Origin of the sequence: Microbacterium sp. zg.B48 (genome assembly GCF_024623505.1) — a bacterium.
In the GTDB taxonomy this organism is placed as follows: domain Bacteria; phylum Actinomycetota; class Actinomycetes; order Actinomycetales; family Microbacteriaceae; genus Microbacterium.
This window is the reverse complement of sequence record NZ_JANJFE010000018.1, coordinates 166,539-189,160: the sequence shown is the minus strand read 5'-3', so window position 1 is coordinate 189,160 and position 22,622 is coordinate 166,539. Positions and strand designations below refer to the sequence as shown.

Sequence of the window (22,622 nt, the reverse complement as noted above, 5' to 3'; positions counted from 1 at the left end):
TCAGCCGAAGAGAGCTGCGGCTTCTTCGTAGCGGTACAGCGGGACGGTGTTGAGCTCGCCGAGCGCGTCTGCGAACGGGACGCGGACGATGTCGGTGCCGCGCATCGCGACCATCTGCCCCCATGAGCCCTCCACGATCGCATCCGCGGTGTGCAGACCCAGACGGGTGGCCAGCACGCGGTCGAACGCGGAGGGCGATCCGCCGCGCTGGATGTGCCCGAGGACGGTCGAGCGCGTCTCGATGCCGGTGATCCGCTCGATCTCGGGTGCGAGGACCTCGCTGATGCCTCCGAGCCGGGGACGGTTGAACGCGTCCAGGCCCTTGTCGCTGTAGGCCCCCTCCATGCCGGTGAGCGTGAAGCCCTCCGAGACGACCACGAGGGGCGCCCGGCCGCGGTCGTGCGCCTTGGACACCAGGTCGCAGATGTCCTCGATCGACATGGGCACCTCGGGGATGCAGATGGCGTGCGCGCCCGCCGCGATCCCCGCATGCAACGCGATCCACCCCACGTGCCGGCCCATGACCTCGGCGACCATGCATCGCTGGTGCGAGTCGCCGGTGGTGCGCAGCCGGTCCATCGCCTCCGTGGCGATGTTCACCGCGGTGTCGAAGCCGAACGAGTAGTCCGTCCCGCGCAGGTCGTTGTCGATCGTCTTGGGAACGCCCAGCACGTTGATGCCATCCCTGGCGAGCCGGTCAGCCGCTGCGAGGGTGCCCTCGCCGCCGATCGCGACGATGCCGTCGATACGGTGCCCGTACAGCGTCTTGGAGATGTTCTCCGCCCCGCCGCGCGGCCCGTCGTACGGGTTGGTGCGGCTGGTGCCGAGGATGGTGCCGCCCACCTTGGACAGACCCTTCACCTCGTGCCGGGTGAGGGGGAAGAAGTCGGCATCCACGACGCCGCGCCACCCGTCGCGGATGCCGACGAACTCGACGTCGTAGTTGGTCGTTCCCTTCAGCACGATGCCCCGGATGACCGCATTGAGTCCGGGGCAGTCGCCGCCGCTGGTCAGGATGCCGATCTTCATGGGTGTGGTCCTCGCTGTCGGATTTCGATCGGGCGGCGCTGCCACCCCCGACCCTACCGCCGGGGGTGCGGCCGCCGCATGCGTCGGCCGGTGACGCTAGTCCGCTCCGAGCGCCTGACGCACCAGGTGCATCAGCGCCGAGAGTTGCACCGAATCGCTCGACTGCGGGTCGACCGCTTCGCCGTCCAGCGCACGCTGCGCCAGCCCCTGCTTGGAGTCGATGAGTTCGGCGATCTTCGTGTCGATCGTGTGCGCCGCGATGATCCGCCACGCGGTGACCGGCTCGTCCTGCCCGATGCGGTGCACCCGGTCGATCGCCTGCGTCTGCTCGGCGGCGGTCCAGGACAGCTCCGCCAGGACCACGTTGGATGCCGCCTGCATGTTCACCCCGACGCCTGCCGCGGTCAGCGAGCACACCGCGACGCCGATGTCCGGGTCGTTGTTGAACGCGTCGATCGCCTGCTGGCGAGCCGGCGTGGTCTGGTCGCCGCGCACCGAGATCGTGCGCAGACCCGCGGCGGCGAAGTGCGCCTCCGCGGCATCCATCACGTCGATGTGCTTGGCGAAGAAGACGACCTTGCCGACGGATCGCTGCAGCTGCACGGTGTAGTCCGCCGCCAGCAGCGCCTTGGCCTGTCCGATCTTGCGGACCATGGTGAAGACGTTCTCCGAGCCGGTGCCGGCAGCCTTGGACTCGTCCAGTTCGTTCTGGGCCACGAGTCGCACGATATCCGGGTCGATCTCGCCGGGTGCCAGCCCGCGGGCTCCGCGGGCATCGATGATCCGGCGGTACCGGTCGGCCAGACGCGCGCCGAGCTCACGCTCGGCCTGGCGGATGCTGCGCCCGAACTCGTCGTCCAACTCGACCGGAAGATCGGCCACGAGCTTGTCGGGCAGGTCGGCGGCGACATCCTTCTTCTTGCGCCGGACGATCCCCATCGAGATGACCGCCTTGCGGGCTTCGGGATAGAACGCCTTGTCGGCCGGGGTCAGCCCCGTCTCGTCGAGGCGCTCCATCAGGAGCGGACCGGGCTTCTCACCCGTGGTCCAGCCGAGGAAGCGCCAGATCGCGTCGAAGTCCTCGACGTCGTTGATCAGCGGTGTACCGGTCAGTGCCAGCAGGAGCGGGTCGCGCACCTGCTCGCGGATGCGGGCGGCCAGGGCGAGCACGTTCTGCGAGCGCTGCGAGCTGAGGTTCTTGATGAAGTGCGCCTCGTCGACGACCATGCCCTTCAGCCCGATCGAGCTGAGCCAGGCCAGGTGACGGTCCAGGATCTCGTAGTTGACGATGAAGACGTCCGCGAAAGCGTCGACGTCCTCGCCGTCGCCGGAGATCACGGTGGCGCGACGCTGCGGCGTCCAGCGCTCGACCTCGCGGGCCCAGTTCATCTTGACCACGTTCGGCACCACGGCCAGCAGCGGGTAGGCGCCCGCGACGGATGCCGCGAGTACGGATTCCGCGGTCTTGCCCAGTCCCGGCTCGTCAGCGAGCAGGAACGTGCGGTGCCCGGCCCGGACCGATTCGAGGAAGCGCGACTGGTGCACCATGATCTCGGAGCCCTTGGGCGAGAGCCGGTCGAACTCGGGAACCGGGGGAAGCTCCATCGAGGCCTGCCCGCCGCCGGCGCCGGTTTCGAACGCCTTGTACAGCGGCCCCATCAGCTCCCAGCCGTCCAGGCGACGACGCGGCGTCTCCTTCGGCGCGTGGGAGGTCAGATCCGGGGCGAGGAACGGATTGGCCATCTGCCGGGACTCGATGCTCGGAGGGATGACCTGGCGCTCGGCCAGGGCGGCCGGCACCACGGTCGCCGTCTGCGGGGCGACGTCGGTGATGATCAGTTCGTCCGGCGCCAGTTCGGCACCGGATTCCAGCAGCCAGTCGCGGCGCATCCGTCGTGCGACCGGCGACGCCGCCTGGTCGACCTCCAGCAGCTGGATCAGCGACGTGTCGCGTGCGGCGGTCTTGGCCAGGATCGTCGCGACCCCGTCCAGCCGCTTGAGCAGCTCGGCACGGGCCGCGTCGGCCAGCTCGGTGTCCGCCTTGACCCGCGCACGCTCTTCACGCACCAGGAAGGCGATCACCTGGAACTTGACCCGGTTGGTGGGCCCGAGCTTGCCGCGCTGGGCCTTCGCCTCCACCTCACGCACCTTGCGGGCGAGGATGGGGATGATCGGCGCCTCGTCGTCGCGGCGCGAAGACGAGGGCTTCCTGCGGCGCTGTGCCGCAGAGCCGTGGGCGGCAGTTGCCGTGGTCGGCATGCTCCTCCTGAGCGTGTGTACCGGATACTCCGGCGGATGACCGGTCGGGACCGGAGATGTCGGCGTGCTCCCGCGGGCGGCATACGCCGTCACGAACGCGGGACGGGATGTCGCCGCCTCCGGGCCGCGGGCACTCGCTTCTGCGAGCTGCGGCCGTGTCGGGACGAGATCCTCGCGGACCAGTCTAGCGGAATCGCGCGGGTTTCAGCCCCAGAGGGTGGCGACGATGTCTTCGGTGTATCCCTCGGGCGCGAAGTTGATCGTCGCAGTCGAGACCCAGCCGTTGCCGCGCAGGACGTGCGTCTCGGTCAGCTCCACCTGATTGTCGTCGAGGTCGATGACGGTCTGCGTGTATCGGCAGATGGTGCCCTCGCCGCTGGGCTCGCAGGCGAACCCAGAGTTCGCGAAGGCGTCCAGGAGCGCCGTGGACTGTGCGGCGTCGACGAGGGAGACGTTCGTGGCCAGGCCCGTCTCGCTGGGTAGGCCCCACGAGCAGCGGATGGTCGGGATGCCTGAGCTGAGGATCTCGAGCGCTCCGACCACCTGGGTGGAGGTCATCGTGACGCCGGGGTCGTTCAGTGGCGCCTGCTGCTGCAGAGCGGCGAGCATCCCCGGGGAGTAGAGCTGTTCGCACGCCGTCGGCAGCTCGATGGAGTCACCGGCGGCGGCTGTCTCGGTCGGGGTCGGAGTGGGGGCGGCGGTCGCGGACGGCGTCGTCGAGGGTGACCGACTCGCGGTCGGCGACGGCTCGGGCTGACAGCCGGCCAGGCCGAGGCACAGCGCGATCGCCGCTGCGACGCCGGCGGCGGCGCGCGCGGGCGCCGAGCGACGCGAGGACGCGGGGGACATGGAACCTCCGGTATCGGGATCCCGGTCGATGGCTACTGCTGGCCGGCGACACTCTGCTGCCACGTTGACAGTGTTGCGGGATCGTCGGTCACGATACCGTCCACACCGAGGGCGGTGACCTCATCCCACTGCGTGTTGCTGTTGAGGGTGTACACGACGACCCGGATCCCGGCCGCGTGCAGCTCGTCGACGATCTCGGGACGATCCAGGAGCGCGCGGCGGCTCACCACGATCCCGCGCACCCCGGCCTCCCGCGCCGCACTGACGAGGTCGCGCGGAAGGTGACGCAGGATGAACAGCCGCGGGACCACCGGCGAAGCCGTGCCGGCGGCGGCGAGGGTCCGCGCGTCGAAGCTGGAGACCGCGATGCGCCGCTCGAGCCGGCGCATCGTCACCTCGGCCATCAGCGCCGCCACGGCCGCGGCATCCCACTGTCCCTTCAGCTCGACGATGGCGCGGTGGCTGGAGTCCGCCAGAACGTCGAGGAACTCGTGGAACGTCGGCACCGGCGTGCCGGCGTACTCGTCGGAGAACCAGGACCCGGCATCCAGTGCCTGCACCTGGGCGAGGGTGAGTGTGGACAGGGCGCCGGAACCGTCCGTGGTGCGGTCCACGGTGACATCGTGCATGAGCACGGGATGCCGGTCGGCGGTGAGGGCGACATCCACCTCGACGTAGTCGAAGCCGCCCGCCAGCGCAGCCGAGATGGCCGGGAGGGTGTTCTCCGGGGCTGCCGCACCGCCGCCGCGGTGGCTGGCGATGAAAGCCGCCTCACCTGCTGTTCGGGTCGAACCGAGCAGCTCCGTCGCACTCACGCGCGCCGGCGTCGCCCCCAGGAAAGCGATGATCAGGCTCGCGACGGCGAGCACGCCGACGATCAGCAGCGCGTGCAGCCGGCTCCGGAGCGGATCGGCGACGGGGTCGTCGGGCATCGGGCATGTCCTCCGGCGGTTCCCACGTCCGCGTCGACGTGTTCGACCACCCTACATGCGTCGTTACCTTTCCGTTATCGAGCCCGTGCGGGGTCCGTCAGAGCATGCTCTTGGTGTGCCAGACCGTCTTGGTCTCGGTGAAGGCGCTGATCCGGTCCAGACTCGGGGCCGCGGCATCGGGGCCCTCTTCGGGAGTGAGGACACGCTTCAACGTGTCCGCCGCCGCGATCTGCAGGTCCACCCAGTCCAGGCCTCCCGCTCCGACCAGGTCCAGGGCGTTCACGTCCGCGTGGGAGGCGAGCCAGGGTGCGATCTCGGCCGGTGAGCCGGTGAGGACGTTGACCACTCCCCCGGGCACGTCCGAGGTGGCCAGCACCTCGGCCAGGGTGATGGCCGACAGCGGCAGCCGCTCACTGGCGACCACGACGACCGTGTTGCCGGTCACGAGCGGAGGGGCGACGGCGGACACGAGCCCGAGCAGGGAGGAGTCCTGCGGCGCGATGACGGCGACCACCCCGGTCGGCTCGGGCACCGAGATGTTGAAGTACGGTCCCGCGACGGGGTTCGCATTGCCGGTGACCTGCGCGTGCTTGTCGGTCCACCCGGCATACCAGACCCATCGATCGATGGCCTCGTCCACCTGTGCCGATGCCGCGGCGACGCCGGCGCCCTCGAGGCGCACGATCTCGTCGATGAACTGCGCGCGTCGGCCCTCGAGCAGTTCGGCGATCCGATACAGCACCTGACCGCGGTTGTACGCGGTCGCGCCGGACCAGGCCTTCAGCGCGCCGCGCGCGGCCACGATCGCGTCGCGGGCGTCCTTGCGCGATGCCTTCGCGACGTTCGCGAGGAATTCGCCCTTGGTCGTTTCGATCTCGTAGGTCCGTCCGGATTCGCTGCGCGGGAAGGCGCCCCCGATGTACAGCTTGTAGGTCTTGGGTACGGCGAGGCGGGTCATCGCTTCGCTCCCTTCTTCGCGGCGCGCGGGGTTCGGGCGGCAAGCGACGGCGCCGGGGCGGCGGCGATCGCCGCGCGGCCGGCACGTGGAGCTGATGAGCCCGGGGCCAGGTAGGCGGCCAGCCCGTGTCGGCCGCCCTCGCGGCCGTACCCGGACTCCTTGTAGCCGCCGAACGGCGACGCGGGGTCGAACCGGTTGAATGTGTTCGCCCAGACCACACCGGCGCGCAGACGGTCGGCGACGGCGAGGATGCGGGAGCCCTTGTCGCTCCAGATGCCGGCGGACAGCCCGTACGGAGTGTTGTTGGCCTTGGCGATCGCCTCGGCGGGGGTGCGGAAGGTCAACACCGACAGCACCGGCCCGAAGATCTCCTCGCGTGCGATGCGGTGACTGGCCTGGACGTTGGTGAAGATCGTCGGCGCGAACCAGAATCCGCTGTCCGGGATCACGCAGTCGGCGCTCCACCGCTCCGCGCCCTCGTCTTCGCCGACCTTCGTCAGCGCGCGGATGCGATCCAGCTGCGCGCGCGAGTTGATGGCGCCGATATCGGTGTTCTTGTCCAGCGGATCGCCGAGGCGCAGGGTGGACAGCCGCTGCTTGAGCCGGTCGATGACCTCGTCATGCACGCTCTCCTGCACCAGCAGCCGACTTCCCGCGCAGCACACATGGCCCTGGTTGAAGAAGATGCCGTTCACGATGCCCTCGATCGCCTGATCGATCGGCGCGTCGTCGAAGACGATGTTGGCGGCCTTGCCCCCGAGCTCCAGGGTGAGCTTCTTGCCCGAGCCGGCGACCTGCTTCGCGATCGCCCGGCCGACGCCGGTGGAGCCGGTGAAGGCGACCTTGTCGACATCGGGATGCGCGACCAGGGCCGCGCCGGTCTCACCCGCGCCGGTGATGATGTTGACCACGCCAGGGGGGAGGTCGGCCTGCTGCAGGATCTCGGCGAAGACGAGCGCCGACAGCGGGGTCGTCTCGGCCGGCTTGAGCACGACCGTGTTGCCGGCGGCCAGTGCGGGGGCGATCTTCCACGCCAGCATCAGCAGCGGGAAGTTCCAGGGGATGACCTGTCCGGCCACGCCCAGCGCCCGCGGATCGGCACCGAGCCCGGCGTAGTCCAGCTTGTCGGCCCACCCCGCGTAGTAGAAGAACCAGGCCGCGACCAGGGGGACGTCGACGTCGCGGCTCTCCTTGATCGGCTTGCCGTTGTCCAGGCTCTCGGCCACCGCGAGTTCACGGGCGCGCTCCTGGATGAGCCGCGCGATCCGGTAGAGGTACTTTCCGCGATCGCGGCCGCTCATCTTAGACCAGGTCTTGTCGTAGGCGCGGCGTGCAGCGGCGACGGCGGTGCCGACGTCGGCCTCGCTCGCGGAGGAGATCATCGCGATGTGCGACTCGTCGGCGGGCGAGATGGTCGCGAAGTTCGCGCCGGTGCCCTCGACGAACCTGCCGTCGATGAACAGCCCGTACTCGTCCCGCAGATTCAGGATGCTGCGCGACTCGGGCGCGGGGGCGTATTCGAGGAATGTCATGGAATCCCTTTCGAGGAGCCGCCGACGGCGGCGATGCGAAATCGGACGTGCGGCGGAGTCCGGCGGTCGCCGATCAGTCGATGGTCACGTAATCGGCGCCGGAGTACGCGCCGGTGCGGATCTTCTGCCGCTGCAGCAGAACGTCGTTGAGCAGGCTGGACGCGCCGTAGCGGAACAGGTGCGGCTGCAGCCACTCCTCACCGACCGTCTCGGCGACCGTCACCAGGTATTTGATCGCGTCCTTGGAGGTGCGGATGCCGCCGGCCGGTTTGACCCCGATCTTCTCGCCGGTGGCGCGGTGCCAGTCGCGGACGACTTCGAGCATGAGCAGCGTCGTGGGCAGCGTCGCAGCCGGCTGCACCTTGCCGGTGGAGGTCTTGATGAAGTCGCCGCCGGCGAGGATCGCCAGCCACGACGCACGTTTGATGTTGTCGTAGGTGTTCAGCTCGCCGGTCTCGAGGATCACCTTCAACGACGCGTACGAGCCGTCGGCCCGGCGGCAGGCCTGCTTCACGCGGGCGATCTGGTCGAAGACCACGCCGTACCGGCCGGCCAGGAAAGCGCCGCGGTCGATCACCATGTCGATCTCGTCCGCACCGCCCGCGACGGCATCCGCGGTGTCGGCGAGCTTGACCTCCAGCGACGCGCGACCGCTCGGGAAGGCCGTGGCCACCGCCGCGATCGACACGAGTCCGTCGTCCGGGTCGCCGTGCGCGCCGCCGAGCGCCGCGACGGCATGCGGCACCATGTCGCCGTAGACGCAGACGGCCGCGACCCGCGGGCAGGTGGGGTCCGCGGCGTCCGGCGCCAGTGCCTTCGCGACCAGTGATCGCACCTTTCCGGGGGTGTCGGCGCCCTCCAGCGTGGTCAGGTCGATCAGCTGGATGATCTTGTCCAGCGCCCACGCCTTCGAAGTCGTCTTTATCGAACGGGTGCCGAGCCCGGCCGCGCGCTGCTCGAGCCCGACCGCATCCACGCCGGGAAGACCGTGCAGGTAGCGGCTCAGGGTGGTGTCGTCCGGTTCTCCGCCGAGCAGCTCCACGGCGCGTTCGGGCAAGGTCTGCAGGTCGGTCCGGCTCATCGCTCTGTCTCCTTCTTCAGCACGCCGCGAGGGTGGTGCCGTGTGCAGTCCGCGACGCACGGGCACTCATCCGCTGCCGTGCGGGCCGGCGACCCCGTCCGGGTCCCCGCCGCGCTGCCGCGATCGCGTCGGCGGCGAGCTTCGATCCGAGTCTCAAGCCTACCCCTGCGCTTCGTCCCGCGGCCGGGAGCCACCTGCCTCGCCCGCGCGGCAGGAGAGGGCCGAGCAGCGCCGCATCACGGCCGTCGCGGGATCGCCGGGGTGCAGGCGATGACCGACCCACGGCCGCGGACGAGGTCAGGCCAGCGCCGCGCGAACCCGCCCGACGTCGTCGGTGATCTGCGCGATGAGCGTGTCGATCCCCGAGAATGCCGTCATTCCGCGGATGCGGGCGACGAACTGGATCTCGACGTCCCGGCCGTACAGATCCAGGTCGGTCTCGTCAAGCACGTACGCCTCCACCTGACGGACGGCGACATCGTCGAAGGTCGGGTTCACGCCGACGGAGATGGCGGCCGGATACCGCGCACCGCGGCGCAGCCCGTCGGCCGAGCCCTGGTCCACGAGCCAGCCGGCGTACACGCCGTCGGCGGGCACGAACCCCTCCAGGTCAGGCGACAGGTTGGCGGTCGGAAAGCCCAGTTCGCGGCCGCGCTTCAGACCGTGCACGACTTCGCCCCACACCGACGCGGGGCGACCGAGAAGCTTCGCCGCCGTCTCGACGTCGCCGGCTGCCAACAGCTCCCGGATCCACGTCGAGGAGACCCTGCGGCCCGCGTCGATCGCGCGCACATCGTCGACGACGTCCACGTCGAACCCGAACCGGGCGCCCAGCTCACGCAGGACGTCGGGGTTGCCCGCACCGCCTCGGCCGAACCGGAAGTCGCGGCCGACCAGCACGGTGCGGACCTTGAGCGCGTCCACCAGCACGCGCTGGACGAACTCCTCGGCGGTGAGGTCGGCCAGTTCCCGATCGAAGCGCAGCACCAGCGCCGCATCGATGCCCGTCTCGGCCAGCAGGTGCACCTTCTGGTGCACGCCGATCAGGTCGGGCGGGCACACCTCTGGGCGAAGCAGCGCGAGCGGGTTTCGATCGAAGGTGACCGCGACGACCTGCGCGTCTCCGGTTGCGGCATCGACCCTGGCTCGGTCCAGCACGGCCCTGTGCCCGGAGTGCACTCCGTCAAACTTGCCGATCGCGACGATGGAGGGACCGAAGTCCGCGGGGACCTCGGCGGGATCATGGAAGACGATCACGGCGTCACCGCGGTCGGTGCGGCATCCGCTGTCGCGGTCGCTGCGACGGGGCGATGCGAGGCCAGCCACCAGATTCCGAAGAACGGCAGCACGAGCGGCACGAACAGGTAGCCCATCCCGAACCAGGACCACACCGTGGGATGTGCGAACAGGTCCGGCAGCAGCAGGCTCAGGGCGCCGATCACCAGCACGCCCGCCAGTTCGAAGCAGATCGCCACCCAGGCGATCAGGTACCACCCTCTCGTCCCGGCGAAGACCAGCGCGAGGGTGGCGAGGATGTAGACCACCGCGGATGCCGCGGACAGCGTGTAGGCCAGCGGCGCCTCATCGAAGCGCTGCACGATCTGAACGAAGGACCGGCCGGTGGCTGCCAGCGCCATGATCGCGTAGACGATCACGAGCAGGCGTCCGATACCGGTCATGCGGGGGCGGGAAGACGACGACATGACTGTCTGATCATACGGGCTGGCTCATGCCACCTGGATCGTCCAGATCGCTTGCATGCGCCAGAGCATCACCGCGACCGCGAGTGCCGCGACGCCCATGATGACGGTGCTCCACCGGCTGCGCTCCAACAGCGCCCACACGACGGCCGCGGGCGGGATCAGCGCCGCCGAGACCAGGTACACCCAGAACTCCAGCGGGCTGCCGGAGGGCGGGTTACCGGCGAACGGGGCGACGATCGCGATGACGATCTGCGCGATGAGTAGCAGCTCCAGGAGCGCGAGTCCCCCGACGCTGAGATCGCTCGGCCGTCGGCCGGCCAGGCCGAGGATGATGCCGAGCAGCCCGGCCAGGACGGCCACGGCGATCTGGGCGATGGTGAACCACAGGATCATGCGGATGCCTCTCCGGGGGGAAGGTTCATGACGCTTTTGACGTCGTCGCCGCGGCGCTCCACGATCCCGACCAGAAGTCCGGCGGGGTCGATGGCGGCCGCAGGGACCTGCGTGATCCGTGCGGCCGCGCCGACCAGCCGTTTGCCGTGGCGGAGGTCGCGCGCCTCGTCCGCGGACACCGGGAATGCGCCGAGGACGGTGGTGGCCACATCGGCCGGTGTGAGCAGCCGGGCGGCGCCGAGTGCATCGATGGCTGCCGCACCGTCGAGTCCGAACGGGCCGATGCGGGTGCGCCGCAGCGCCGTGAGGTGACCGCCCACGCCGAGAGCGTCGCCGAGGTCACGGGCGAGGGCACGGATGTAGGTGCCGCTCGAGCAGTCCACGACGACGTCCAGATCGACGAAGCCGTCCTCGCTGCGCTGGTCGAGTACCTCGAACCGGGACACCGTCACGGTGCGGGCGGCGAGCGTGACCTCCTCGCCCGCGCGCGCCAGGTCGTAGGCCCGGCGGCCGGCGACCTTGATCGCCGACACGCGGCTGGGCACCTGGGAGATCTCGCCCGTGAGCGGAGCGATCGCGGCGGTGATCGCCGCGGGATCGAGGGCGGCGGCATCCGTCACCGTCAGGATCGTGCCGTCCGCATCATCGGTGTCTGTCGTCGCGCCGAGACGGATCGTGGCCTGGTAGGTCTTGTCCAGCCCGACGATGTAGGTCAGCAGCCGGGTGGCAGCCTCCACGCCGAGGATCAGCAGGCCGGTGGCCATCGGATCCAGCGTGCCGGCGTGGCCGATCTTGCGGGTCCCCAGCGCCTTGCGGGCGCGGGCGACGACGTCATGGCTGGTCATGCCGCCGGGCTTGTCCACCAGCAGCACACCGGGTGCGGCCATCAGCAGTAGTCCTCGAACGTGCGACGGGGATGGGCCAGATCGGCGTTGTCCACGATCGCAGAGGCTTCCAGCCTGGGCCGGGCGTCCTTCAGGTACAGCTCCTGCCCATCGCGGTATCGGAGGTTCGAGGCGGCAGCCGGGTTCGGATCGGAGCCGTCGCGCAACGCCATTCGCTGGTAGGCGACATCGACCGGAGCGTCCAGCCACACCGACCAGTCCCAGAGTCCGCGCAGCTCGGGCCGGAGCAGGAAGATGCCGTCGACGATGAGCACGGCATCCCGTGGCGCTGTGGTCCAGGTCGCTTCGACCGGGGTGTCGCGTGCGACGTCGAACGCCGCCAGCTGGAAGCCGGTCGTGCCTGCCGTCTGGGCGCCGTCGCGGAACGGGTCGATCAGCACCCGCCGGAACGTCGCGTAGTCGTACGAGTCGCGGTAATAACCCTCCGGCGAGCGGCGACCGCGCTGATAACGCTCCGCCCGCGGACGGTGGAAGTCGTCGATGGATGCCCGGAAGACCGAGGAGCCGTCCTCGGCGAACACGTCCGCGAAGGCGTCGGCGAAGGTCGTCTTGCCCGCACCGTCGATGCCGTCCACCGCGATGATGACCCGGCCGCCGCGATAGTGCTGGCGGACCTCGTCGCGCAGTTCACGCAGCAGCGTGGTGAGCGGGGTCGTGGGCAGGCGCATGCCTCCAGCCTACGGTCGGTCCGCTCAGCCGCAGATCTCGTACGGCGGCTGTTCGGCGTCGGTCACGGTGACGACATTGATGACCGTGGACGGTTCCCGGTAGGAGAAGAAGATCGCGTCGACGCTGATGTAGTGGATGTCCGGGGAGATTCGCTGCGTCGTCTCGAGCGCGTCGGGGTAAGCCGCCCAGACCTCGTCCACGGTCGAGCCGACACCGATCCCGGCTGCCGTCCGTGGCCCGCCGACGTCGTACGGCTCGGTCCAGTCGCCCCATTCGACCAGTTCCAACGGGGCAGCATCGTCGCGGGACGCGTCGCGAACGATCCAAAGGTTGTCGCCGTCGGCGTCCTGCCACAGCACCGAGTGCGTGCAGACCTCAGGGTCGCGCTCGACGTCCGTCGGCAGTTGGGCGACCGCGTCCGAGAACGGAGCATTCAGCGTGATCGGGCCGATACCGGCCTCGGAGATGAGCCACGTCGAGGGGTCGGCGGGGTCCGTTGTGGGCGTGGGCGTCGGCACGCTCGCCGACGGAGCCGCCGTGGAGGGCGGTTCGGGGGTAGGTGCAGCCGTCTCGGACGCTGTCACGCAACCGGAAAGCAGGATTGCCACCGCAAGAATCGATACAACACATGCCGGTCGCCGCATGGAACGCCTCTCTGGAGATCTGACTCCACCGTAAAGGTCAGCGAGGCTGCCGTCGATGACCGCAGGACATTCGGAGTCGAAACGTGACGCGCGTCGCAGGCGGTGGCGAGCTTAGGCTGATCGGCATGCCCGAGATCGCCGCCCCGCTGATCGGCTGGTACCGGCAGAACGCGCGAGACCTGCCCTGGCGGCGTCCCGGTTTCCCCGCCTGGGGCGTGCTGGTCAGCGAGTTCATGCTGCAGCAGACCCCGGTGAGCCGCGTCGTGCCCCACCTCGAGGCGTGGCTCGCCCGGTGGCCCGACCCGGCGTCCCTCGCGTCGGACGCGCCGTCGGCGGCAGTGGCACAGTGGGCGAATCTGGGGTACCCGCGTCGCGCACTGTGGCTGCATCGCGCGGCGACCGAGATCGTCACCCGGCACGGAGGCGTCGTCCCGAGCGACGTGGACACGCTGCTGGCACTGACCGGGATAGGCGACTACACCGCACGCGCCGTCGCGGTGTTCGCCTACGGTGCCCGGCATCCCGTCGTGGACACGAACACCCGGCGTGTGCTCGCCCGCGCCGTCCACGGTCGAGCACACCCCGGTCCCCCTGCCCGGCGCGACCTGGCGGACATGGAGGAGATCCTCCCCGACTCGCTGGAAGGCTCCGCGATCGTCAATGCCGCCGCGATGGAGCTCGGCGCACTCGTCTGCACCGCTCGGGTGCCCCGCTGCCGGCTGTGCCCGCTCGCCGAGCACTGCGCCTGGAGACTCGCGGGCTATCCCGATACCGGTGACCTGCGCCGTCGGCAGGCGCGGTTCGAGGGAAGCGACCGCCAAACGCGCGGTGCGGTGCTGAAGATGCTCCGGGATGCCGCGTCCCACACGCTCCCCCTCTGCGAGGTCCTCCCGGACTGGCCCGACCCTCGCCAGCGGGACCGTGCGATCGATTCTCTGGTGGCCGACGGACTGGCCGAGGCCACCGAGGGGATGCTCCGGCTGCCCGCCTGATCAGCTCGCCACCAGAAGCTCACCAAGCATCGCGGCCAGCAGCCGTCGGTACTGGCCGACGCTCATGCCTCCGACGCGCACGGCCCGGTCGTAGAGCTCCACCGAGCCGATCAGCACCGCGCGGTCGACGAGGTCGTCCAGACCGAGATCGTCGCGCGCGAAGCCTCGGGCCATCCACTCCTGCATGAGTGTGACGTTCTGCGCCCGGATGCCTGCTGCCAGCTGCCCGAACGCTTCGGCGATCTCTGCGTCGGTGCGCGCGGCCTCGGCGAAGGCGAGCCACAGCCCGTGCGTTGCGGAGTTGACCTGCGTCAGGACCTCCGCGGCGACCGCGGCCGCCTCTGCAGCAGTCCGGGCGGAGAGCATCTGCTCGCCCAGCGCGGTCTCTCTCGCGTCGGCGTCGCGTCCGGCGCCGAACGCGAACGCGTCGATCGCCGCGCGCAGGAGCGCCGATTTCGGGCCGTGCGACTGGACGGTCTCAGGAGACACCCCGGCGTTGCGGGCGATCTCCGGCATGCTCGTGCCGGCGTAACCGCGCGCCGCGAAGAGTTCGGCGGCCGCCGCGACGATCCGAGCTCGCGTGGCCGCGGCCTGCTCCGTGCGAAGGGCGGATGAATAGCGACGTGAAGATCTCTGGTCCGGCATATTGACTACTGTACCCCTGTAGTGAATACTTTCCACATTATCCGATTCGTCAGTGGAGCAGTCATGTCTGGAATCCTTTTCGCCTCCGTGCCCGTGCACGGACACGTCTCACCCTTGCTACCGCTCGCACGCCACTTCGTCGACCGAGGCGACCATGTGACCTTCCTCACGGGCGCCCGCTTCGCCGACGCCGTCTCTGCGACCGGGGCCGAACACGTCGCCCTGCCGGAGGCGGCGGACTTCGACGACCGAACGGTGTCGTCGAAGTACCCGGAGCGAGAGGGCATGCCGGCGGTCAAGGCGATCGCCTTCGACTTCGAGCACATCTTCGTGCGCCCCGCGGAACAGCAGTACGCGGCGCTTTCGGCGCTCGTCACCGGCGCCGACGTCGATGTCGTCGTGTGCGACCCGCTCTTCTTCGGAGCTGCGATCTACGCCGAGCATTCGCCGGCGGACCGCGCTCCCGTCGTCGTCGCCGGTCTCGTGCCTCTGAACTATCCGGGGCCAGGACTGGCGCCGTTCGGGATGGGGCTCGCGCCGATGGGCGGGCTGGCCGGGAGCATCCGGAACACCATCCTCGCCGCCGCCACCAAGCGCATCTTCCGGCCGGTGAACGCGGCGGCCGATGAGGTCGCCCATCGCGCGATCGGGCGCAGCCTGTCGGGAGCCGTGCTGGACTGGCTCCCCCGCGCCGACGCCATCGGCCAGCTCACCGTGCCCACCTTCGAGTACCGGCGACCGGACGCCCCGGCATCCGTCGTCTTCACCGGGCCGGTTTCTGCGGCGGCGGCGCCGCATGCGCGACCCGAGTGGTGGCGTGATGTCGAAGCGGCGCGCACCGTCGTGCACGTGACGCAGGGCACGATCGCGAACGATGACCCATCCGAGCTCATTCTGCCCACGATCCACGGCCTCGCCGACAGCGGGGCGCTCGTCGTCGTCGCGACCGGCGGTCTGCCCGTCCAGGCCCTCGGCACGCTGCCCGTCAATGTCCGGGCGGCGGAGTTCCTTCCCTACGACGAGCTGTTCGCGCACACCGATCTGTTCATCACCAACGGCGGCTACGGCGGCGTTCAGTACTCGCTGAGCCACGGCGTGCCGCTGGTTGTGGCACCCGGCAAGGAAGACAAGGTCGAGGTCGCCGCCCGTGTCGCGTGGTCGGGTACAGGCGTGAATCTGCGCACCCAGCGCCCGACGGCCGCGGCGATCAAGGGCGCCGTCGAGCGGGTGACGACCGAGCCACGGTATCGACGCGCAGCCCAGCGCATCGCCGCCGACATCGCAGCGTCCAGCGGCGCGGCAGGGTTCGCGGCCATGGTCGATCGGATCATCGCCGGCGCAGAGGAGCCCTTCCCCGCTCAGTCCTTCGCAGGCTGGAGATCCTCGTCGCCGGCGTCGGCCTCGTCGTCGGATTCGTCCGACTCGTCGAACTCGCGCGGCTTGACGTAGGGATCCGCGTCACCGGCGTACTTCGCAGACGCGGCGAGTCCGGCGACGGCCTCATCGCGCTCGCGCGCTTCGCGCAGGAGCGCGGCGATGTGATCGGCGTTCTCCGGGATCGCGTCGAGGAAGAATTCCAGCGTCGGAGTCAGCCGCGTGTTGAGGTTCTTGCCGACCTCGGTGCGCAGCAGCCCCGTCGCCGACTTCAGCGCGGCGGCGGTGTCCGCCCTCAGCGCCTCGTCGCCCATGACGGTGTAGAACACCGACGCGTGCTGCAGGTCGCCGGTCACCTTCACGTCGGTGATCGTGACGAATCCGAGGCGCGGGTCACGCAGCCCCTTCTCGAGTCGCTCCGCGAGCACGACGCGGATGCGATCCGCGACTCTCGCCTGCCGTTCTCCAGCCATTTCTCTCCCTGGTAGTACTGCACACGGGGGACGCCCGAAGGCGTCCCCCGTGTCGTGATCAGCCTCGCGGCTTCTCGACGAGCTCTGTCGTCTCGATTTCGTCGCCGACCTGGATGTCGTTGAACTTGCCGAGTCCGATACCGGCCTCGTAGTCCGTGCGCACCTCGGTCACGTCGTCCTTGAAGCGACGCAGCGACTCGATGGCCAGGCCATCGGCGATGACGACGCCATCGCGGATGACGCGCGCCTTCGCGTTGCGCGTGATCGTCCCGGAGCGGACGATGACACCGGCGATGTTGCCGAACTTGGAGGAGCGGAACACCTCGCGGATCTCGGCCACGCCCGACTGGACCTCTTCGAACTCCGGCTTGAGCATGCCCTTGAGGGACTGCTCAACGTCGTCGATCGCGTTGTAGATGACCGAGTAGAAGCGGGTGTCCACGCCTTCGCGCTGAGCACGCTCGCGTGCCTTCGCGTCGGGCCGGACGTTGAAGCCGATGATGATCGCGTTGTCGATCGTCGCCAGGTTCACATCCGACTCGGTGATGGCACCGACGCCTCGGTGGATGATCCGCAGCTGGACTGAGTCGTCCACCTCGATCTTGAGCAGCGACTCCTCGAGCGCCTCGACCGCACCGGACACGTCGCCCTTGATGATGAGGTTGAGCGACTCGACCTTGCCCTCCTGGAGGGCGCGGGTGAAGTCCTCGAGCGAGATGCGCTTACGCGCCTTCGCCAGCTGGGCGTTGCGCTCGGCTGCTTCACGCTTCTCGGCGATCTGACGGGCCAGACGATCCTCATCGGTGACGATGAAGGTGTCACCGGCGCGGGGCACGGAGTTCAGACCCTGCACCTGCACCGGACGCGACGGGTAGGCCTCGAGCACCGGATCGCCGTTCTCGTCCGCCATGGCACGCACGCGGCCGTAGGCGGTGCCGGCGACGATCGCGTCGCCGACCCGGAGGGTTCCGGACTGGATGAGCACGGTCGCGACCGAACCGCGGCCCTTGTCGAGCTTCGCCTCGATGGCGACACCGCGCGCGGCCTTGTTCGGGTTCGCGGTCAGGTCCAGGCCGGCATCCGCGGTCAGCAGCACGGCATCCAGCAGCTCCTGGATGTGCAGGCCGTCGCGGGCCGAGACATCCACGAAGATGACGTCGCCGCCATACTCCTCTGCGACCAGCCCGTACTCGGTCAGCTGCTGGCGGACCTTGCCCGGGTTGGCATCCGGCTTGTCGATCTTGTTCACCGCGACCACGATCGGCACGCCGGCGGCCTGGGCGTGGTTGAGCGCCTCGACCGTCTGCGGCATGATGCCGTCGTCGGCGGCGACCACGAGGATCGCGAGGTCGGTCACCTGCGCACCACGAGCACGCATGGCGGTGAACGCCTCGTGACCCGGTGTGTCGATGAAGGTGATGGCCCGCTCGATGCCCTCGTGCTCGGTCCAGACCTGGTAGGCGCCGATGTGCTGCGTGATGCCGCCCGCTTCTCCCGCGACCACATTCGTCTGGCGGATGGCGTCGAGCAGTCGGGTCTTACCGTGGTCGACGTGACCCATGACGGTCACGACCGGAGGACGGATCTCGAGGTCATCCTCATCCTCGTCCTCAAGCTCCTGATCGAGGTTGAGACCGAAGCTCTCCAGGAGCTCCTTGTCCTCGTCCTCGGGCGAGACCATCTGGATCTTGTAGCCCAGCTCGGCGCCGAGCACCTCGAAGGTGGCTTCGTCGAGCGATTCGGTCGCCGTCGCCATCTCACCCAGGTTGAACAGGATCGTCACGAGCGTGCCCGGCTGCACGGTGTAGCCGGTCAGCGTCTCGATCTTGTCGGCGAAGTCCGAGATCGATGCGCCGCGGCGCATCCGGATGGTCTCACCGTTACCACGGGAGACGTTGATGCCACCGACGACCGGTGCATCCCTCATCTCGAATTCTTGACGCTTCGCCCTGCGCGACTTGCGCTGCTTGGACTTGCCGCCGCCCTTGCCGAACGCGCCGGCCGTACCGCCGCCGGGTCCACGACCACGACCGCCGCCACCACCGGGACGACCCGCAAAGCCACCCGCAGGGGCTCCACCGGGCGCGCCACCGGGACGCTGGAAGCCGCCACCGGCACCGCCGGGACGACCGGGACCGCCGGGGCGCTGCTGGAACGGAGCGCCACCGGGACGGCCGCCGCCACCGGGACGGCCGGGACCGCCCGGACGGGCGCCGGGTGCTCCCGGACGCGGAGCGCCGGGACGGGGTGCCTGAGGACGGGGGATGTTGCCGGGGCTGGGTCGCTGACCCATGCCCTGCGCGCTGGCGAACGGGTTGTTGCCCGGGCGCGGGCCGGCCGGGCGCTGGCCCATGCCCTGCGCGCTCGAGAACGGGTTGTTGCCGGGACGCGGCGCTCCACCCGGACGCGGTGCGCCGGGGGTGGCAGCATCGCCGGACGGCTGAGCCGGTGCGTCGGCCGCCGGGGCGGCCGGGGACGGCGCCTCGGTGGGCGCTGCCGCCGCGGCGGGCGCGGCGACCTCAGCGGGCGCAGGCGCAGGCGCGGGCGCGGGCGCCGGCGCGGCGGGAGCCGCCGGAGCCGGAGCGGGCGCAGGGGCGGCAGCCCCCGGTCGCGGTGCGCCGGGACGGCCGGCACCCGGGCGGGCAGCGCCGGGGCGCGCACCGTTGCTCGGCGCAGGGGCCGCAGCCGGCGCGGCACCGGCGGCGGGCTTGGCTGCGCCGTCCGCCTCGAGGGCGGCGCGCAGCTTGCGAGCCACCGGGGGCTCGATCGTCGATGAGGGGCTCTTGACGAATTCGCCGAGCTCCTTGAGCTTTGCAAGAGCGACCTTGCTATCTACACCGAGTTCGGAAGCGATCTCGTGTACGCGTGGTTTGGCAGCCACAATTCTCCTGTCTGGGTTGGTCCACCCAGGCAGGGCAGACCTCAGTCGCGGACGGGTCTCATTTCGAGCCGTTCACTTTGTTTCCATAGCCATTCAGCCGTTTCTCGAAGGTCTGCGTATCCAGAGGACCTGACACACGCAATGCCCGCACGAAGGCGCGGCGCCGGATCGCGGCATCCCCACACTCGTGCGTCTCGTGAACCCACGCGCCCCGTCCCGGTAGCGATGCCCGCTCGTCGGGGACGAGGGTGGAATCGATGGCCACGACTCGAAGGAGTGTGGACCGGGGGGCACGCACGCGGCATCCGACGCACGTTCGTACAGAATCCATCTTACACCTCTCAGCATGCCGTCCTCTGCGAGCGGATGCTGTCAGCTCTCCAGCACGCTGTCCGGTTGGATGTCGATCTTGGCACCGGTCAGCTTGGCGGCCAGACGGGCGTTCTGACCCTCCTTGCCGATGGCCAGCGAGAGCTGGTAGTCGGGCACGAGCGCGCGTACGGCCTTCGTGGAGGAGTCCAGGATGAAGCTCGAGGTCACCTTCGCGGGCGACAGCGCATTCGCGACGAACTTGGCCAGCTCGGGGTCGTAGTCGACGATGTCGATCTTCTCCCCGCCGAGCTCCTCGGTCACGGCGCGGACGCGGCGTCCGAGTTCGCCGATGCAGGCGCCCTTCGCATTGATGGTCGGATCGGTCGCCCGGACCGCGATCTTCGTGCGGTGTCCGGCCTCACGCGCGAGCGAGACGATCTCCACCAGCCCCGAGTGGATCTCGGGCACCTCGAGCGCGAACAGCTTGCGGACCAGGCCCGGGTGCGTGCGCGAGACCGTGATCTGCGGTCCCTTGTTGCCCTTCGCCACGGACGTGACGTACACCCGCAGGCGGGAGCCGTGCGCGTACTGCTCACCGGCCACCTGCTCCTCGGGCGGGAGAATTGCCTCGATCGATCCCAGATCGACGTGCACCATGCGCGGATTCGGGCCCTGCTGGACGACCCCGGCGACGATGTCGCCCTCCTTGCCGCGGAACTCGCCCAGGACTGCATCGTCCGCGATGTCACGCAGGCGCTGACTGATCACCTGCTTGGCGGCGAACGCGGCGATGCGCCCGAAGTCGTCGGGAGTTGTCTCCTCCTCGCCGATCACGGCGCCGTCCTCGTCGACCATCGGCAGGAAGACCGCGACGTGGCCGGTCTTGCGATCCAGCAGCACGCGCGCACCGTTCGGGAGCTCACCGGTCGGGGTGGTGTGCTTCGCGTAGGCGGTCAGGATGGCCTGTTCGATGATGCGCACGAGCTCATCGAACGGAATCTCCTTCTCTCGCTCAATCGTCCTCAGCAATGACAGATCGATGTCCACAAGTGACCTCCCTATTCAGCTATCGCCGTCGCGTCATGCGCGCGGCATCCTCAACGGTACCGGATTCCGGGGCCTGCGGCCTGGGAGAACACCCGTCTGGGGCGCGTGCTACTCGACCAGCTGCCAGCAGTCGGAGACCAGCCGCTCGTCCCGGTCGAAACGTGCCTGTGTCCAGCGCATCAGGGTCGGCAGAAACGGCGACGATGGGCCGATCAGCGACCGGTGATCGGCGTTCGCGTACGGTACCCAGCGCACCGCTGTTCCGGCCTCGCACAGCTCCTCGACGAACCGGTGCGGCAGCTGCGCGGGGATCACCTCGTCGCGGGCACCCCACGCCAGCAGCAGCGGGGCTGCCCACGGTCCAGCGGGTGTGTTCTGCTCGAGCCGTCTGCCCAGCGGACCTCCGGTCAGGTTGGCCGGGTAGAGGGGGCGGTCCGCGGAGACCCCGAGGGAGGTGATCGCCGAGACGAACAATCCTGGTTCGCTCAGGCATCGCTGCGTCATCTCCCGCACGATCGCCCGCCCCGAGGTGGCGACGTAGTCCTCGACGTCCACGTCCGGGTAGAGGTCCGCGTACGGCACCAGCACCCAGGAGACGAGGATGGACAGCTCGGCCGAGGCGTCCCGCCTCGTCAGCTCCCGCGCCATGCCCAGCGGGTCGGTCACCGCCGCCAGCGTCGCGGTCCCGAGGATCCGAAGCTCGGGCGCGTATTCGGCCGCCACCGGCTCGGTCCACAGCGCCGCGTGACCCCCCTGGGAGTGTCCCCACACGACCACGTCCGCAGATAGGCGGAGGTCATCCAGCTGACCTGCCGCGCGGATGGCGTCCAGGCTGGAGCGCGCTTCACCCGCGCCGATGAGGTACGGGAACCTGCCGTCCGCTCCGCGACCGCTGTAGTCGGACCCGATCACCACCCAGCCGCGCGCGAGCGCCTGCTCCACGCCCGGAATCGCCCACCGGGTCGCGGTGGTGTCCATCAGGCTCGGCGCGCATCCGCGCGCGACGCCTGTCGTCCCCCAGTTCCAGGATATGACCGGACGCGGACCCGGCGGCGGCTCGAGCGGAGTGATCACCAGCGCGCTGGCCACCGCGCGCACCCCGTACGCATCGGTGGTGCTGTACAGGATGCGCTGCACCGTGCCGCCCGACGGGTGCACGCCGGTGTAGGCGTCCGCCCGGATCAGCACGCCGGGCTCGTCGGGCGCCTCTGCCGGCGCGTCGTAGAAGGAGTCGACCACCGGGGAGCCCTCCGCCAGCCAGCTGTTGACCCACCAGGCCGAGGCTGCCAGCGCCAGGAACCCGACGGCCAGGGCATACCGGGCCACATCGCCGAGGATCAGACTGCGGCGGGTCTGGGGCCCGTCGGTCAGTCGCGCCGGCAGGCCGGCGAGACTCCGCCCGGCACGCCAGATCAGCCTCACGCCGTATGCGACGGTCCGGATCCCGAAGAGCACGGCGGCAACCAGGAGCGTCAGATCCGGCCACACCAGGGCCAGGATGCCGAAGACGATCTGGCCCACACCGGATGCGATCGTCAGCACGCGCGCGCTGACTCTGCCGCCGCTCAGTCCGCCGAGCGCACCCAGACCGCCGACCACGAGCAGCACGCCCAGCACGGTCGGAAGCAGCTCGATCGAACGGCCGAGCCACACCAGCACCGCGACACCGCCCAGGATCCACACTCCGCAGACGACCCGGTACCACAGTCGAGAGGACCGCTCCGAATCCGCCAGGTCGATCACTCCGGCGACGACCGCGCTGACACCGACCAGGACGGCCAGCAGCCACAGCGAGGTCAGCGGGCGCGTGACGATGAAGATGCCGAGGAAGAGCACGAACACCCCGGCGCCCAGCACGGCGGGTGCCGGCGCGCCCTCGATCAGCCGGAGCACGCGTCGCAGTCGCGGCCTCCACACGGTGGTCGCGGGCGTCTCGGTCACGCG

General features: G+C 69.8%; 21 protein-coding genes. 2 read left to right on the top strand and 19 right to left on the bottom strand.

Annotated elements, in window-relative coordinates:
* The 13 genes from NQ152_RS14805 to NQ152_RS14745 all read right to left on the bottom strand — a co-directional run bounded on the left by NQ152_RS14805 (position 1) and on the right by NQ152_RS14745 (position 12,918).
* Positions 1-1,029: an ATP-dependent 6-phosphofructokinase gene (locus tag NQ152_RS14805; RefSeq protein WP_257502751.1), complete on the bottom strand. Its 1,029-nt coding sequence runs from the start codon at positions 1,027-1,029 to the stop codon at positions 1-3.
* Between the two features lie 96 nt (positions 1,030-1,125).
* Positions 1,126-3,288 (bottom strand): DEAD/DEAH box helicase, encoded by a 2,163-nt coding sequence (locus NQ152_RS14800; RefSeq protein WP_257502752.1) that lies wholly within the window; start codon positions 3,286-3,288, stop codon positions 1,126-1,128.
* 204 nt (positions 3,289-3,492) lie between these two features.
* Positions 3,493-4,137: a hypothetical protein gene (locus NQ152_RS14795; RefSeq protein WP_257524543.1), complete on the bottom strand. Its 645-nt coding sequence runs from the start codon at positions 4,135-4,137 to the stop codon at positions 3,493-3,495.
* Positions 4,138-4,169: 32 nt separating this feature from the next.
* A complete protein-coding gene (locus tag NQ152_RS14790; RefSeq protein ID WP_257524542.1) occupies positions 4,170-5,069 on the bottom strand; it encodes a glycerophosphodiester phosphodiesterase family protein in 900 nt (299 codons plus the stop codon).
* Positions 5,070-5,166: 97 nt separating this feature from the next.
* Positions 5,167-6,027: an aldehyde dehydrogenase gene (locus tag NQ152_RS14785; RefSeq protein ID WP_257524541.1), complete on the bottom strand. Its 861-nt coding sequence runs from the start codon at positions 6,025-6,027 to the stop codon at positions 5,167-5,169.
* On the bottom strand, positions 6,024-7,559 hold the full coding sequence (locus NQ152_RS14780; RefSeq protein ID WP_257524540.1) for an aldehyde dehydrogenase family protein: 1,536 nt from the start codon (positions 7,557-7,559) through the stop codon (positions 6,024-6,026). The genes NQ152_RS14785 and NQ152_RS14780 overlap by 4 nt, the downstream gene beginning before the upstream one ends.
* A 73-nt stretch (positions 7,560-7,632) precedes the next feature.
* Entirely contained in the window at positions 7,633-8,640 is a 1,008-nt protein-coding gene (gene deoC / locus NQ152_RS14775) for a deoxyribose-phosphate aldolase (RefSeq protein ID WP_257524539.1), read from the bottom strand.
* A gap of 297 nt (positions 8,641-8,937) precedes the next feature.
* Complete coding sequence (locus tag NQ152_RS14770; protein WP_257524608.1) at positions 8,938-9,897, bottom strand: bifunctional riboflavin kinase/FAD synthetase; 960 nt, start codon at positions 9,895-9,897, stop codon at positions 8,938-8,940.
* Complete coding sequence (locus tag NQ152_RS14765; RefSeq protein ID WP_257524538.1) at positions 9,894-10,343, bottom strand: hypothetical protein; 450 nt, start codon at positions 10,341-10,343, stop codon at positions 9,894-9,896. Before NQ152_RS14765 ends, NQ152_RS14770 begins: the two co-directional genes overlap by 4 nt.
* 24 nt (positions 10,344-10,367) lie before the next feature.
* On the bottom strand, positions 10,368-10,736 hold the full coding sequence (locus NQ152_RS14760; protein WP_257524537.1) for a hypothetical protein: 369 nt from the start codon (positions 10,734-10,736) through the stop codon (positions 10,368-10,370).
* Positions 10,733-11,623, bottom strand: a complete 891-nt coding sequence (gene truB / locus NQ152_RS14755; RefSeq protein ID WP_257524536.1) for a tRNA pseudouridine(55) synthase TruB — start codon at positions 11,621-11,623, stop codon at positions 10,733-10,735. Before truB ends, NQ152_RS14760 begins: the two co-directional genes overlap by 4 nt.
* Positions 11,623-12,309 (bottom strand): uridine kinase, encoded by a 687-nt coding sequence (locus NQ152_RS14750; protein WP_257502761.1) that lies wholly within the window; start codon positions 12,307-12,309, stop codon positions 11,623-11,625. Before NQ152_RS14750 ends, truB begins: the two co-directional genes overlap by 1 nt.
* 24 nt (positions 12,310-12,333) lie before the next feature.
* Entirely contained in the window at positions 12,334-12,918 is a 585-nt protein-coding gene (locus tag NQ152_RS14745) for a hypothetical protein (RefSeq protein ID WP_257524535.1), read from the bottom strand.
* Between the two features lie 161 nt (positions 12,919-13,079).
* On the opposite strand from NQ152_RS14745, the gene NQ152_RS14740 reads away from it, so the two are divergent.
* Positions 13,080-13,946: an A/G-specific adenine glycosylase gene (locus tag NQ152_RS14740; RefSeq protein ID WP_257524534.1), complete on the top strand. Its 867-nt coding sequence runs from the start codon at positions 13,080-13,082 to the stop codon at positions 13,944-13,946.
* Here the strand turns inward: NQ152_RS14740 and NQ152_RS14735 are convergent, their stop codons facing one another.
* Positions 13,947-14,591 carry a TetR/AcrR family transcriptional regulator gene (locus tag NQ152_RS14735; protein ID WP_257502764.1) on the bottom strand — a complete coding sequence of 215 codons (645 nt, stop codon included), beginning with the start codon at positions 14,589-14,591 and terminating at the stop codon, positions 13,947-13,949.
* Positions 14,592-14,654: 63 nt separating this feature from the next.
* Between NQ152_RS14735 and NQ152_RS14730 the strand changes: the two genes are divergently transcribed.
* Positions 14,655-16,040, top strand: a complete 1,386-nt coding sequence (locus NQ152_RS14730) for a glycosyltransferase (protein ID WP_257524533.1) — start codon at positions 14,655-14,657, stop codon at positions 16,038-16,040.
* Here NQ152_RS14730 and rbfA read toward each other — a convergent pair.
* The 5 genes from rbfA to NQ152_RS14705 all read right to left on the bottom strand — a co-directional run bounded on the left by rbfA (position 15,950) and on the right by NQ152_RS14705 (position 22,619).
* On the bottom strand, positions 15,950-16,438 hold the full coding sequence (gene rbfA / locus NQ152_RS14725; protein WP_257502766.1) for a 30S ribosome-binding factor RbfA: 489 nt from the start codon (positions 16,436-16,438) through the stop codon (positions 15,950-15,952). The two genes, NQ152_RS14730 and rbfA, sit on opposite strands and share 91 nt — an antisense overlap.
* 58 nt (positions 16,439-16,496) lie before the next feature.
* Positions 16,497-19,319 carry a translation initiation factor IF-2 gene (gene infB / locus NQ152_RS14720; RefSeq protein WP_257524532.1) on the bottom strand — a complete coding sequence of 941 codons (2,823 nt, stop codon included), beginning with the start codon at positions 19,317-19,319 and terminating at the stop codon, positions 16,497-16,499.
* 58 nt (positions 19,320-19,377) lie between these two features.
* A complete protein-coding gene (locus NQ152_RS14715) occupies positions 19,378-19,650 on the bottom strand; it encodes a YlxR family protein (protein WP_257502768.1) in 273 nt (90 codons plus the stop codon).
* Positions 19,651-19,691: 41 nt separating this feature from the next.
* Positions 19,692-20,678 (bottom strand): transcription termination factor NusA, encoded by a 987-nt coding sequence (gene nusA / locus NQ152_RS14710; protein ID WP_257502769.1) that lies wholly within the window; start codon positions 20,676-20,678, stop codon positions 19,692-19,694.
* Between the two features lie 108 nt (positions 20,679-20,786).
* A complete protein-coding gene (locus tag NQ152_RS14705) occupies positions 20,787-22,619 on the bottom strand; it encodes a lipase family protein (protein WP_257524531.1) in 1,833 nt (610 codons plus the stop codon).
* Positions 22,620-22,622: the final 3 nt, after the last annotated feature.

What these genes read in the sequence shown, in the direction of transcription:
- NQ152_RS14805 (WP_257502751.1), bottom strand. Translation starts at nt 1,029, where the DNA reads ATGAAGATCGGCATCCTGACCAGCGGCGGCGACTGCCCCGGACTCAAT.
- NQ152_RS14800 (WP_257502752.1), bottom strand. Translation starts at nt 3,288, where the DNA reads ATGCCGACCACGGCAACTGCCGCCCACGGCTCTGCGGCACAGCGCCGC.
- NQ152_RS14795 (WP_257524543.1), bottom strand. Translation starts at nt 4,137, where the DNA reads ATGTCCCCCGCGTCCTCGCGTCGCTCGGCGCCCGCGCGCGCCGCCGCC.
- NQ152_RS14790 (WP_257524542.1), bottom strand. Translation starts at nt 5,069, where the DNA reads ATGCCCGACGACCCCGTCGCCGATCCGCTCCGGAGCCGGCTGCACGCG.
- NQ152_RS14785 (WP_257524541.1), bottom strand. Translation starts at nt 6,027, where the DNA reads ATGACCCGCCTCGCCGTACCCAAGACCTACAAGCTGTACATCGGGGGC.
- NQ152_RS14780 (WP_257524540.1), bottom strand. Translation starts at nt 7,559, where the DNA reads ATGACATTCCTCGAATACGCCCCCGCGCCCGAGTCGCGCAGCATCCTG.
- deoC (WP_257524539.1), bottom strand. Translation starts at nt 8,640, where the DNA reads ATGAGCCGGACCGACCTGCAGACCTTGCCCGAACGCGCCGTGGAGCTG.
- NQ152_RS14765 (WP_257524538.1), bottom strand. Translation starts at nt 10,343, where the DNA reads ATGTCGTCGTCTTCCCGCCCCCGCATGACCGGTATCGGACGCCTGCTC.
- NQ152_RS14760 (WP_257524537.1), bottom strand. Translation starts at nt 10,736, where the DNA reads ATGATCCTGTGGTTCACCATCGCCCAGATCGCCGTGGCCGTCCTGGCC.
- truB (WP_257524536.1), bottom strand. Translation starts at nt 11,623, where the DNA reads ATGGCCGCACCCGGTGTGCTGCTGGTGGACAAGCCCGGCGGCATGACC.
- NQ152_RS14750 (WP_257502761.1), bottom strand. Translation starts at nt 12,309, where the DNA reads ATGCGCCTGCCCACGACCCCGCTCACCACGCTGCTGCGTGAACTGCGC.
- NQ152_RS14740 (WP_257524534.1), top strand. Translation starts at nt 13,080, where the DNA reads ATGCCCGAGATCGCCGCCCCGCTGATCGGCTGGTACCGGCAGAACGCG.
- NQ152_RS14735 (WP_257502764.1), bottom strand. Translation starts at nt 14,591, where the DNA reads ATGCCGGACCAGAGATCTTCACGTCGCTATTCATCCGCCCTTCGCACG.
- NQ152_RS14730 (WP_257524533.1), top strand. Translation starts at nt 14,655, where the DNA reads ATGTCTGGAATCCTTTTCGCCTCCGTGCCCGTGCACGGACACGTCTCA.
- rbfA (WP_257502766.1), bottom strand. Translation starts at nt 16,438, where the DNA reads ATGGCTGGAGAACGGCAGGCGAGAGTCGCGGATCGCATCCGCGTCGTG.
- NQ152_RS14715 (WP_257502768.1), bottom strand. Translation starts at nt 19,650, where the DNA reads ATGGATTCTGTACGAACGTGCGTCGGATGCCGCGTGCGTGCCCCCCGG.